This window comes from Mycobacterium neumannii (assembly GCF_002245615.1).
GTDB classification, from domain to species: Bacteria; Actinomycetota; Actinomycetes; order Mycobacteriales; family Mycobacteriaceae; genus Mycobacterium; species Mycobacterium neumannii_A.
The window spans coordinates 250881-262868 of the sequence record NZ_NKCO01000002.1 but is presented as its reverse complement, the minus strand read 5'-3'; the positions used below and the strand labels follow the sequence as shown (position 1 = coordinate 262868).

General features: G+C 69.0%; 12 protein-coding genes and 1 tRNA gene. 5 read left to right on the top strand and 8 right to left on the bottom strand.

Translation table 11 applies throughout. The features are described 5' to 3' along the window. The first annotated feature begins 113 nt into the window (after window positions 1-113). The 5 genes from CEX88_RS03930 to CEX88_RS03910 all read left to right on the top strand — a co-directional run bounded on the left by CEX88_RS03930 (window position 114) and on the right by CEX88_RS03910 (window position 3692). Window positions 114-186, top strand: a tRNA-Arg gene (locus CEX88_RS03930). 37 nt (window positions 187-223) lie between these two features. Continuing rightward, window positions 224-976: an acyl-[acyl-carrier-protein] thioesterase gene (locus CEX88_RS03925; protein WP_094292470.1), complete on the top strand. Its 753-nt coding sequence runs from the start codon at window positions 224-226 to the stop codon at window positions 974-976. A gap of 62 nt (window positions 977-1038) precedes the next feature. Continuing rightward, the gene (locus CEX88_RS03920; protein ID WP_094292469.1) at window positions 1039-2472 is read left to right on the top strand and encodes a PE-PPE domain-containing protein; all 1434 of its coding nucleotides are present in this window, start codon (window positions 1039-1041) and stop codon (window positions 2470-2472) included. A 111-nt stretch (window positions 2473-2583) separates the two neighbouring features. Then, window positions 2584-2919: a hypothetical protein gene (locus tag CEX88_RS03915; RefSeq protein ID WP_094292559.1), complete on the top strand. Its 336-nt coding sequence runs from the start codon at window positions 2584-2586 to the stop codon at window positions 2917-2919. 20 nt (window positions 2920-2939) lie between these two features. Beyond that, on the top strand, window positions 2940-3692 hold the full coding sequence (locus tag CEX88_RS03910) for an enoyl-CoA hydratase (RefSeq protein ID WP_094292468.1): 753 nt from the start codon (window positions 2940-2942) through the stop codon (window positions 3690-3692). Between the two features lies 1 nt (window position 3693). On the opposite strand, the gene CEX88_RS03905 is transcribed toward CEX88_RS03910, so the two are convergent. The 8 genes from CEX88_RS03905 to CEX88_RS03870 form a co-directional block, all read right to left on the bottom strand. Continuing rightward, complete coding sequence (locus tag CEX88_RS03905; protein WP_094292467.1) at window positions 3694-4074, bottom strand: YchJ family protein; 381 nt, start codon at window positions 4072-4074, stop codon at window positions 3694-3696. A 5-nt stretch (window positions 4075-4079) separates the two neighbouring features. Further along, window positions 4080-5252, bottom strand: coding sequence for a dihydrolipoamide acetyltransferase family protein (locus tag CEX88_RS03900; RefSeq protein ID WP_094292466.1), 1173 nt, complete (start codon window positions 5250-5252; stop codon window positions 4080-4082). Next, window positions 5249-6280 carry an alpha-ketoacid dehydrogenase subunit beta gene (locus CEX88_RS03895; RefSeq protein WP_420799184.1) on the bottom strand — a complete coding sequence of 344 codons (1032 nt, stop codon included), beginning with the start codon at window positions 6278-6280 and terminating at the stop codon, window positions 5249-5251. Before CEX88_RS03895 ends, CEX88_RS03900 begins: the two co-directional genes overlap by 4 nt. A gap of 28 nt (window positions 6281-6308) precedes the next feature. Beyond that, a complete protein-coding gene (pdhA, locus tag CEX88_RS03890; protein WP_094292464.1) occupies window positions 6309-7418 on the bottom strand; it encodes a pyruvate dehydrogenase (acetyl-transferring) E1 component subunit alpha in 1110 nt (369 codons plus the stop codon). Window positions 7419-7517: 99 nt separating this feature from the next. After that, window positions 7518-8333 carry an HpcH/HpaI aldolase/citrate lyase family protein gene (locus CEX88_RS03885; protein WP_094292463.1) on the bottom strand — a complete coding sequence of 272 codons (816 nt, stop codon included), beginning with the start codon at window positions 8331-8333 and terminating at the stop codon, window positions 7518-7520. Continuing rightward, on the bottom strand, window positions 8333-8833 hold the full coding sequence (locus tag CEX88_RS03880; RefSeq protein ID WP_094292462.1) for a MaoC family dehydratase: 501 nt from the start codon (window positions 8831-8833) through the stop codon (window positions 8333-8335). Before CEX88_RS03880 ends, CEX88_RS03885 begins: the two co-directional genes overlap by 1 nt. Further along, window positions 8830-9993: an acyl-CoA dehydrogenase family protein gene (locus CEX88_RS03875; protein WP_094292461.1), complete on the bottom strand. Its 1164-nt coding sequence runs from the start codon at window positions 9991-9993 to the stop codon at window positions 8830-8832. The genes CEX88_RS03880 and CEX88_RS03875 overlap by 4 nt, the downstream gene beginning before the upstream one ends. Then, a complete protein-coding gene (locus CEX88_RS03870) occupies window positions 9990-11984 on the bottom strand; it encodes an acetyl/propionyl/methylcrotonyl-CoA carboxylase subunit alpha (RefSeq protein WP_094292460.1) in 1995 nt (664 codons plus the stop codon). The genes CEX88_RS03875 and CEX88_RS03870 overlap by 4 nt, the downstream gene beginning before the upstream one ends. Window positions 11985-11988 lie beyond the last annotated feature (4 nt).

The window sequence follows — 11988 nt, the reverse complement described above, 5'->3', positions numbered from 1 at the left end:
TCGCGTCCTCCTGCTCGTGATCGTGTGGCCACCACGCTAGTCGGCGGTGCGAGGCGGCGAGGCGGCTTTAATCCGTGAGCCTGCAGGCCCTGGCGATAGACTCTCGTGGCGTTGCCCCCGTAGCTCAGCGGATAGAGCAGCCGCCTTCTAAGCGGCTGGTCGCAGGTTCGATCCCTGCCGGGGGCGCTCATCGCCGGATTTCGGTCCGGACATACTTGACCCGATGCCGACCAACGACCTCGAGCACCGGCTGAGCCCGCTGCCGGATACGGGATACGTCTATCGCACAGCGTGGCGGGTGGCCACGGGCGACATCGACGGCGACCTGCACCTGCGCCTCGACGGCGTTGCGCGCTACATCCAGGAGGTCGGGGCGGAGAACCTCGTCGACGCAGGCGAGGCCGACGACCACCCCCATTGGCTCGTCCAACGCACGGTCATCGATGTGATCGAGCCGATCGAGTTCCCCAACGAGATCTCGTTCAGCCGCTGGTGCTCTGCGCTGTCCACCCGGTGGTGCACGATGCGCGTCGACCTGGTCGGCAGCGACGGCGGCCGCATCGAGACCGAAGGCTTCTGGATCGCCATCAACAGCAAGACGCTGACGCCGCAGCGCGCCTCGGACAGCCTCATCGCGCGGTTCGCCACCACCACCGACGAACTCCGCCTCAAGTGGCGGCCCTGGCTGACCAACCTCGAGGACGCCGACGAGGTGGTGCCGTTCCCGCTGCGTCGCACCGACATCGACATCTTCGAACATGTCACCAACACCGCCTACTGGCACGCCATCCACGAAGTGATGGCGCACGTACCCGACCTCGGTCGCGCCCCGTACCGCACGGTGGTCGAATACCGCAGGCCCATCCGGTACGGCGAGGACGTGACCATCGGGTGGGCGCGCCGCGGTGACGCCGTGGACATCGCGCTGACCGTCGGCGAAGACGTCCGCGCCGCGGCTCTGATCGCCAAGCTGTAGCCCGTCGCGTACTATCACGCCAAGCGTTGATGTTTGCTGCGCATGGGGTGGGAGGGCGAAGGATGGCCGCTTCGGGCAAAAGGTGGACGCGGTTGGCGACGGGCGTGGCCGCCGCGGGGGTCGCTACCTGTGTCGTCGGCCTCGCGGCCACCCAGCCGGCCTCCATCGCCTCGACGGTGGTCGATCTGACCGCCCTCATCGTCGTGGGCAGCTCGACGAACCCGACTGGGGCGGGCGTGGCGGAGTTCTTCGGCGGGAAGTTCGACACTCCCCGGTACACGGACTACCACGGCGGCGGCGACGTCGTCTACGTCGACTTCCGCACCGGTCCTGGCGGCATCGAGCAGGCCCTGCGCGACCACGCCGGCGAACACAACGCGGTATTGGCGTCCGGCTGGGGCGCGGCGAACGCCAGTTTGCTGCTCCTGCGGAATCGGACGGATCTGAAGGACACCGTCTTCATCCTCGACAACGACGTGGCGCGGCCCGACGGCGGCTTCGGCACCCGATATCCGTGGTTCGCGCTGATCGGGGTGAACCCGATCCCGACCCCGAGCAACGTGCCCGCGCTGCGCGTCGTCAACACCGGCTACGAGTACGACTACAACTCCAACGCCCCGGCCGACGTGCTGAACCCCGTCGCCGCGGTCAACTCTCTGGTCGGCTACCTCTACACCCGGCTCAACCAGTCCGAGCGCGAACTCCCGGTGGACGCCGAGGGCAAGCCCACCGTTCACTGCGACGCCAACACCTGCGCGATCCTCGCGACCGGGGGCGTCCTGGACTGTCCGGACGCGCAGTGCAGCGCTCCCACCGGCGACCGGATCACGGCCTATGTGACCGAGAGGGGCAACACCACCTACGTCACCTACACCGCCGAAGAGCTTCCACTGACCCGGCTGATCCGCGACGTCTTCGGCGACCAGCTCGCCGAGCTCACCGGGCCGGTGCTGAAGCTGGCCGTCGACTCGGCCTACTACGGCGGCAATCCGATCCCCCGGGATCCGAGCGCCTACCGCCCGGCCCGGATCGCTCCCCCGCCCGACGAGTTGTTGGCCACGGCGGTGAAGGTCCCCGGCGCGATCCTGCAGGGTCTTTCGGCGGCGTCCTCGCCGCGGCCGACAGTGCAACCCGAAACGGCGGTCGAGCAGGAGACGACGGTGGACCCGGAGCCGACGGTCGAACCGGAGACGACGCAACGGCGGACCGACTCCAACACTCTGGCCAACGCGCACACGACTCGACCGACCGGCGCGGGCGACCCGGATACCGCGCAGAAGCGCCGACCACAGCTCAACGTGCTGCGCGACAGCGTGCGAGCCCTGCCGGGCAAGCTCCGCGACAGCTTCGGCCCGAAACGCGTTCAGCGGCATGATGATTCCGCTGTCACCGGCCCGGCGCTCGGCACCGCAGACGATGCTGAAAACGACGCCGCGGGCGGCAACGCCGGTGCACCCGGTGAGGGCGCGAAGGCGGGGGCCGACGCCGCCGCCTGACGGCCCTGGTCCACCGGTCGGGCGATATCTCCCTGGTGGCAGTGCCCGGTCGATAGACTCAGCGGCGTGAACTCGAGGCGCGGGATCGCCGCCGCGGTGTGGGCAGGCGCGATGGCCATCGCGCTTGCCCTGCCCGCGTATGCCGCGCCCCCGCCCAGCTACGGCAGCAACGGCGTCTTCAACGTCACCACGAACCCGAGACCGGGCTGGACCACGGCCTCCATCGAACCCGGCCGCTACCGGGTCGACCAGGCGCCCAGTATGTTTCCCTACCAGAGCGCACCGGGCTTCTGGTACCGCTGCCATGGCTTCCCTTGCAGCCCCAGCTATCCCGGAAACCTGATCGCCTCGGGCGGCGCGATCCGCGACGTCCCGACCTTCGTCGACATCCTGCCCAGCGATGTCGCGGTGGCGCTGCACAACGTCACGCTGACCGTCGCCCCCTGACGGGTCACTAGGCTGAGCCGGTGACTGATCCGGTACTTATCGACATCCAAGACCGCGTCGCGGTGCTCACCGTCAACGACCCGGAGCGCCGAAATGCGGTGACGTTCGAGATCTCCACCGCGCTGCGCGAAGCCGTCGACGCCGCCGAAGCCGATCCGGATGTGCACGCGGTGATCGTCACCGGCGCGGGCAAGGCGTTCTGCGCGGGCGCCGATCTGAGCGCACTCGGCTCGGCGACCGAGGACGGGCTGCGCAAGATCTACGACGGCTTCCTCGCCGTCGCCAACTGCGCGCTGCCGACCATCGCGGCGGTGAACGGCCCCGCCGTCGGCGCCGGGCTGAACCTGGCGCTGGCAGCCGACGTGCGCATCGCCGGGCCCGCCGCGCTGTTCGACCCCCGATTCCAGAAGTTGGGCATCCACCCCGGCGGAGGCGCGACCTGGATGCTGCAGCGCGCGATCGGCCCGCAGGCCGCCCGCGCGTCGCTGCTGTTCGGCATGCGCTTCGATGCCGAGGCCGCCGTCCGGTACGGCCTGGCGCTCGAGGTCGCCGACGATCCCGTGGCCGCGGCGAGAGAACTGGCCAAGGGGCCGGCGGGAGCACCGCGCGAGGTGGTGCTCGCGACCAAGGCGTCGATGCGGGCGACCGCCAACCCCGGCGTCGTCGACACCGACCAGCACCGCATCGCGGTCGACACCGAACTCGGTCCGCAGGCGGCCTCGATCCAATCCCCCGAGTTCGCCGAACTGCTCGCCGCGGCGCGGCGCAGATGACCTAGACGCGGCCGACGTAGAACCAGCGTCCCACTCTGCGATCGAACCGGCTGCGCTCGTCCATCGCGCCGGGCTGGCCCGCCCGAAGGTAGCGGGCCGTGAACTCGACCTCACCGCGGTCGTCGGTCTCGCCGCCGGCCACCACATCGCTGATGACCAGTCCGGTCCAGGTCACTTCGTCGTCGAGGGTGACATCGGACGGTCGCGTCCGCGGATGCCACGTCGTGAAGAGGTAGTCCACAAGGCCTTTGGCGAACGCAGAGTAGCGCGATCGCATCAGCTCCTCGGCCGTGGCGGCGAGGCGCGCACCGTCGTGCAGGGGTTCGCAGCACGCGGCGTAGACGTCTCCGCTGCCGCACGGGCATGAACCGCCGTGAGCCATAGGCGCTACAGATCGAGCAGCGCCGTGTCCGGCGCTTCGATCAGATCGCGCAGGTCGCACAGGAACGCCGCCACCTGCGCGCCGTCGGCGATGCGGTGGTCGAACGCGCAGGTGAGGTTCATCGTCGGACGCGCGACGACGGCGTCGTCGACCACGACGGCGCGCGCTTTGAGCGAGCCGACGCCGAGGATGGCGGCTTCGGGGTAGTTGATGACGGGCACTCCGTCGTCGAGGCCGAGCGCGCCGAAGTTCGACACCGTGAACGTCGAGCCCTGCAGCTCGGTCGGTTTCAGCGTGCCCGCGCGTGCGTTGCGAATGAGCCGGGCCACCTCGGCCGCGAGTTGGCGGGTGGTCTTGAGGTGCGCATCGCTGACGACGGGCACCAACAGGCCGCGCGGCGCGGCGACACCGAACCCAAGGTGTACGGCCGAATGCAGGTGGATCTGAGCGCCGTCGGTGGTGTCGACCCACGTGGCGTTCAGGTTGGGGTGGTGTCGCAGTGCGATGGTCAGCAGTCGCAGCGTGAGCACGAACGGCGTGATCGGCGCGTCCTCGTCGGCACGGTCGCGCAGCCGATCGCGCAGCCGCAGCAGGTCGGTCCCGTCCACCTGCACCGCGGTGTGTGCGTCGGGAATCTGCCTGCGCGACATGGTCATCCGCCGAGCCATCTCGGCCTGCACACCGCTCACCGTCACCATGTCGGGGCTGGGCGCGGACCGGCCCGCCGCGGCGAGCACGTCTTCACGGGTGATGACACCGTCGGGGCCGGAGCCCGTCAGCGCGGCCAGATCCACGTTCAGCTCCGCGGCCAGCTTGCGCACCGGCGGCTTGGCGCGGACGCGGTGCGGCGGTGCCGTCGCTCGCCTGCTGTGGTCCATCGCCGCGTCGGCGCCGTAGCCGACGAGTACGGGTTTGCGCTTCTCTGCGGGCGGTTCGGCCTCGGTCGCGATGCGCACCAGCATCGCGCCGACCGCCAGCGTCTCGCCTTCGCCGCCGCCAAGTTCGACCACGCGGCCCGCGTACGGGCTGGGGATCTCGACCTCGGCCTTGTTGGTCTCGACGGTGCACAGCGTCTGGTTGAGTTCGACCTCGTCGCCGACCGCGACGCTCCACGCGTTGATCGTCGCGTCCTCGAGTCCCTCGCCGAGGTCGGGCACTAAGAAGTCCATCACGGTCATGGCTGCTCCAACGTTCGTTCGACGCAGTCGAGCAGACGGTCCACCCCTGGCAGCCACAACTTCTCGAGACGCGCAGGCGGATAGGGGGTGTCGAACCCGGTCGCCCGCAGCACCGGGGCCTCCAGGTCGTAGAACAGCTCCTCTGCGATGCGTGCCGCCAGTTCGGCGCCGAAGCCCAGCGTGCGGGGTCCCTCGTGCATCACGACGGCCCGGCCGGTGCGCCGCACCGACTCCGAAACCGCTTCGAAGTCCAGTGGATTGAGCGTACGCAGGTCGATCACCTCGAGGCTCCAGCCGTGGTGCTCGGCGGCGATGTCCGCCGCGCTCAGCGCCGTGGCTACCAGCGGACCGTAGGTGAGCACGGTGACGTCGGCGCCGGGGCGCCGTATCGCCGCCCGACCCAAAGGAAGACCCGGGGTCGAGGTGTCGACGGGTTCGCGTGCCCAGTACCGGCGTTTGGGCTCGAGGTAGATGACCGGGTCGCGGCTGGTGATCGACTGCCGCAGCAGCCAATACGCATCCGATGGTGTCGAGGGCACGACGACCTTCAGGCCCGCGCTGTGCAGCCAGTGGGTCTCGGTCGACTCGGAATGGTGTTCGACCGCGCCGATTCCACCGAACGAGGGGATGCGGATCGTGACCGGCATGTCGATGTCGCCGCGTGTGCGCGTCCGGTATTTCGCCAAGTGGCTGACGATCTGGTCGAAGGCCGGGGCGGCGAACCCGTCGAACTGGATCTCCGGCACCGGAATCAGGCCGCGAAGGGCCATGCCGATCGCGATTCCGACGATCGCCGATTCGGCCAGCGGCGTGTCGAAACACCGCTGGGCGCCGAAGGTTTCGGCCAGGCCCTCGGTGACCCGGAAGACACCGCCGAGGGTCGCGACGTCCTCGCCGAAAACCAGCACCCGGTCGTCGGAGGCCATCTCGTCGTGCAGTGCGCGGTTGATGGCCTGCGCCATGGTCAGCGTCGGTACGGCCGGCATCGCGGTCATCAGCGGCTCGGGAGGTTCGTCCTCGCCGAACATCGACGGACGCTCGATGATCTGCGTCATGTCACGCCTCCTTCGCGAGTTCGGCGGCGAGTTGCTCGCGCTGGGCGGCGAGGTCCGGCGTGATGTCGTGGTACACCGCGTCGAACACCTCGGTGACGTCGAAGTCCTCGGCGCCGACGACCGCGTCCCGCAGGTCGGCGCGCAACCGTTTCGATCTGGCCCTGACCCGCTCCTCGAGCCGTTCGGGCCACACCCCGGTCGACTGCAGATACGTTCGGAAGCGCGCGATCGGGTCGCGGGCCGCCCACTGCTGCACCTCTTCGGGGCTGCGGTACCGGTTCGGGTCGTCGGAGGTGGTGTGCGGGCCCATCCGATAGGTGACGGCCTCGATGAGCGTCGGACCGTGACCTTCGCGGGCCCGCTGCGCGGCCTCGGCGGTGACGGCGAAGCACGCGAGCACGTCGTTGCCGTCGACGCGGACCCCCGACATTCCGTAGCCGATTGCGCGATGGGCAATGGACGGCCCCGCCATCTGCTGGTGAACCGGCACCGAGATCGCCCACTGGTTGTTCTGGACGAAGAACACGCACGGCGCCCGGTACACCGCGGCGAAGTTCAGCGCCTCGTGGACGTCACCCGTGCTGGTGGCCCCGTCGCCGACGAACGCCAGCGTCACCGAGTCCTCGCCCAAGCGCTCGGCCGCCATCGCCGCGCCGACCGCGTGCAGGCCGTGGGTGCCGATCGGGATCGCGATCGGGGCGACGCACTTGTCGGTGAAGCCCAGTCCGCCGTGCCATTTGCCTCGCCACACGGCGGCGATCTGCGCCGGGGCGATGCCGCGGACCAGGAAGGCGCCGATCTCGCGGTATTGCGGGAACAGCCAGTCGGTCTTGCGCAGGCACGCCGCGGCGCCGATCTGCGCGGCCTCCTGGCCGCGACAGGATGCGAACAGCGCCAGCTCCCCTTGGCGCTGCAGGTTGACGAATTCGACGTCGAGGTCGCGCGTGACGACCATCGACTCGTAGAGCCAGGCGAGTGTCTCGGGCGGAAGGTCTCTGCGGTATCGGGTGGCCCTGTCCGAGGTGGTCGACGTCCCGTCCGGGGCGACCAGTTGTATGGGCTCCATCTCGACGTCGAGCGACTCGAGGGGTGCCGAAGCCAACCCTGCCATACCGCCTCCTAGGGTCACTGGCGGCGGATCGCGCCGTCAGGCGACTGAGGTGCTCAGCACGGAGGCGGGGAGAACAGACCCCCGGTGGGAGGCTGTCGGCTAGTCGCCGGGGTGGGGCGCTAGCGTGACGATGCGCTCTGCTCGCCGCAGTACTGGGGCATCCACCATTATGCCCTCGAACTGGAAAACGCCCCGGGCATCGCGGGCCGCGGCCAGCACGTGTCGCGCCCACTGCACCTGCTCGGGCGTCGGCGTGTAGCCCTCTCGGATCACCGCGACCTGGGACGGATGGATCGCGACCTTCACGTCGAAGCCCACCGCGACCGCATCGTCGACCTCACCGCGCAGACCGTCGAGGTCTCGGATGTCGAGGTACACCGAATCCAGCGCGAGCCGACCGTAGGCCTTGGCCGACAGCAGCGTCTGCGATCGCACGTGGCGCGCCACCTCGCGGTAGCTGCCGTCGGGATACCGGTTCGCGGTGCCGCCGGTGACCGCGAACAGGTCCTCGGCCCCCCACATCAGCGCGACCGTGTTGTCTATGCGCGCCAACTCCGTGACGGCCAGCGCTCCGAGCGGTGTCTCGATCAGCACGACGACGTTGCGCGGCGCCAGATCGCGCACCTGCTGCGGGTCCTCGGTCTTGGCGAGCATGACGGTGGTGTACTCGGTCTTCGCGAGCGCCTCGAGGTCGAGCGGATGGTCGGCCGTGCCGGCGGGGTTGACACGCACCACGGTCCGGTCCGGGTCCAGGCGCGTCTCGATCAGTGCCGCGCGGGCGGCTTCGCGATCCTTGGCCGCGACGCCGTCCTCGAGGTCGAGGATCACGACATCGGCTGCAGCTGCGGCCTTCTCGAACCGCTCCGGGCGGTCGGCCGGACAGAACAGCCAGGCGGGTCCCGTCGCGAGCGCCACTACGCGTCACCCTCCGGTCGCTTGCGCACCATGGTCTTTCGCGACGCGGTGGCCACGATGTCGCCGTGCTGGTTGCGGCCGACGTGCGAGAACGTCACGATGCCTTCACCCGGCCTACTCTTGGACTCGCGCTTCTCGAGCACCTCGGACTCCGCGTACAGCGTGTCGCCGTGGAAAAGCGGCTTCGGGAAGGCGATTTCGCCGAAGCCCAAGTTTCCGACGATGGTGCCCTGCGTCAGCTGGGTGACCGACAGACCCACCAGCGTGGACAGCGTGAACATCGAGTTGACGAGCCGCTGGTTGAACGGCGGCAAGGCATCCGAGAACGCGGCGTCCAGGTGCAGTGCCTGAGTGTTCATCGTCAACGTGGTGAACAAGACGTTGTCGGCCTCGGTGATGGTGCGTCCCGGCCGGTGCTGGTACAGCACGCCGGTCTCGAACTCCTCGTACCACAGCCCGCGCTGGACGATAATCCTCTTCTCACCCTGTTCTCCGCTCACAGGCCCAGCTCCCGCCCGATCAGCATCAACTGCACTTCCGTTGTGCCTTCACCGATTTCGAGGATTTTGCTGTCGCGGTAGTGCCGGGCGACGGAGTATTCGTTCATGAAGCCGTAGCCGCCGAAGATCTGGGTGGCGTCGCGGGCGTTGTCCATCGCGGCCTCACTGGCCACCATCTTGGCGATGGACGCCGCCTTCTTGAACGGCTTGCCGGCCAGCATCAGCGCGGCGGCGTCGTAGTAGGCCGTGCGGGCGACGTGTGCCCGCGCCTCCATGCGCGCGATCTTGAAGGCGATCGCCTGATAGCTGCCGATCGCGGCGCCGAAGGCCTCGCGTTCCTTGGCGTACTTGACCGATTCGTCGACACACCCCTGGGCGGCACCGACCGACAGCGCGGCGATCGCGATGCGGCCCTCGTCGAGGATGCGAAGGAAGTTGGCATAGCCCCGGCCGCGCTCACCGAGAAGGTTCTCCTCCGGCACGCGCACGTCGTCGAAGCTCAACGGGTGGGTGTCGCTGGCGTTCCAACCCACCTTGCTGTACGCCGGTTCGGCGGTGAACCCGTCGATGGGCACCGGAACCAGAATCGACGAGATCTCCTTCTTGCCATCGGGTTTCTCGCCCGTGACGGCGGTGACGGTGACCAGCTTCGTGATGTCGGTGCCCGAGTTGGTGATGAACTGCTTGGAACCGTTGATGACCCAGTGGCCGTCGTCGAGACGGGCGGTGGTCTTGGTGGCGCCGGCATCGCTGCCGCCGCCGGCCTCGGTGAGGCCGAACGCACCGAGCGCCTTACCGCTCGCCAACAGCGGCAGCCACTCCTGCCTCTGCTTCTCGCTGCCGAACCGGTACACCGGCATCGCACCCAGCGATACCCCCGCCTCGAGCGTGATCGCCACGCTCTGGTCGACCTTGCCGAGTTCCTCCAATGCCAGGCACAGCGCGAAGTAGTCGCCGCCCATGCCGCCGTACTCCTCGGGGAACGGCAGACCGAACAGTCCCATGTCGGCCATGCCCGCGACGACCTCGTACGGGAACGAATGTTCCTCGTCGTGTTTGGCGGAGACGGGCGCCACCACGCTCTGGGCGAAGTCGCGGACCGTCTTGGCCAGTTGTTCGTAATGATCGGGAAGTGTCCCGGTGGCTAGAAAATCAGTCATGCTTCTTCCTTCTCGACGATGGGGTCCGCGATGACCTTCGCCAACGGTTGCCCCACCTTGACCTGATCGCCTTCGGCGACAAGGAGTTCCACCACGCCGTCGACGGGTGCGCTCAGCGCGTGTTCCATCTTCATGGCCTCGACCGTCACCACCACGGTGCCCGACGTCACCCGATCGCCGTCGGCCACCCCCACGGCCACTACGGAACCCGGCATCGGGCTGATCAGCTCGGCGTCGCCGCTGTGCGCGTCGTCGGGTCGCACCGGCGCTTCGCGCACCTCGTCGACAGCAAGCGTGCGGCCCCCACCCGCCAGCCAGATCCGGTGGTCGTCGGCGACCACTACGTAGTCCGTGACGATCCCGTCGAAGGTGACCGCCAGCCGGTCGCCTGCCAGTGACACCGCCAGCGACCGCGATGGGCCATCCTCGATCGCCGCACCACCCGCCGACGGTGTGCCGGTGAGGTGGACGTGGTCGACACGCTCACCGGACTGCAGCCGATACGTCGTCGGCGCATGGCGGCCCATCCGCCAGCCCGAAGGGACCGCCCACAGATCACCGACGGGTTGCGGCCACGAGCGCAGCCACCGATACGCCGCGGCGGCGACCAGGTCGGCGTCCTCGGCACTCGCCGGGTGAAAGTCCGGGCTGCGACGATCCAGCAGGCCGGTGTCGAGACGGCCCGCCGCGACGTCGGGATCGGCGAGCAGGAACCGCAGGAACTCGACGTTGGTGGTGACCCCTAAAACCGCGGTGTGCGCCAACGCCCGGTCCAACGCCCGCAGGGCAGCCGGCCGGTCGTCGGCATGCGCGATGATCTTCGACAGCATCGGGTCGTAGTCGCTGCCGATCACCGAACCCGTAGCCAGCCCCGAGTCGACCCGGATGCCGGGGCCTTCTGGCTCGGCGAGGCCCAGCACGGTGCCGCCGGTGGGCAGGAACCCGTGTCCGGGGTCTTCGGCGTAAACCCGCGCCTCGATCGCGTGCCCGGTCATCAAGATGTCGTCCTGCGCGATCGCCAGCTTCTCCCCCGCGGCGATCCGCACTTGTTGCTCGACGAGATCGATCCCGGTGACCATCTCGGTGACCGGATGCTCGACCTGAAGGCGGGTGTTCATCTCCATGAAGAAGAACTCGTCGGGCCGGTCGGCGGACACGATGAACTCGACGGTGCCCGCACCGGTGTAGTCGACGCTGCGCGCGGTGTCGCACGCCGCCGCACCGATTCGCGCCCGCGTCGCCGCGTCCAGCAGTGGCGACGGTGCCTCCTCGATGACCTTCTGATGCCGGCGCTGCAGGGAGCATTCGCGTTCACCGAGATGGACGACGTTGCCGTAGCCGTCGGCGAGGACCTGCACCTCGATGTGGCGCGGGTTCAGCACGAACCGTTCGAGAAACAGTGTGTCGTCGCCGAACGCGGCGGCCGCCTCCCGGCGCGCGCTGGCCAGGGCGCCCGCCAACTCGGCCGGCTCGTGCACGACGCGCATACCTTTGCCGCCACCGCCGGCCGAGGGTTTCACCAGCACGGGGAAACCGACCTCGGCGGCGCCGGCGACGAGATCGTCGTCGGACAGGCCGGGACGCGAAACTCCGGGTACCACCGGAACCCCGAACGCCGACACCGCCGCCTTGGCCGCGATCTTGTCGCCCATGGTCTGGATGGCGCCGACCGGCGGGCCGATGAACACTATTCCCGCGTCCTGGAGTGCAGCGGCGAATTGCGCGTTCTCCGAGAGGAATCCGTAACCCGGATGCACGGCCTGGGCACCGGTGCGCCGCACCGCCGAGACCACGGCGTCGATGTCGAGGTAGCTCTGTCTGGCCGGCGGCGGTCCGATGCGGACTGCGACGTCGGCTTCCGCGACATGGCGGGCACCCGCATCGGCGTCGCTGAACACCGCGACCGATCGGATGCCCATGGCGCGCAGCGTGCGGATGACGCGGACGGCGATCTCGCCTCGGTTGGCGACAAGGACGGTATCGAAGTTCATGTCC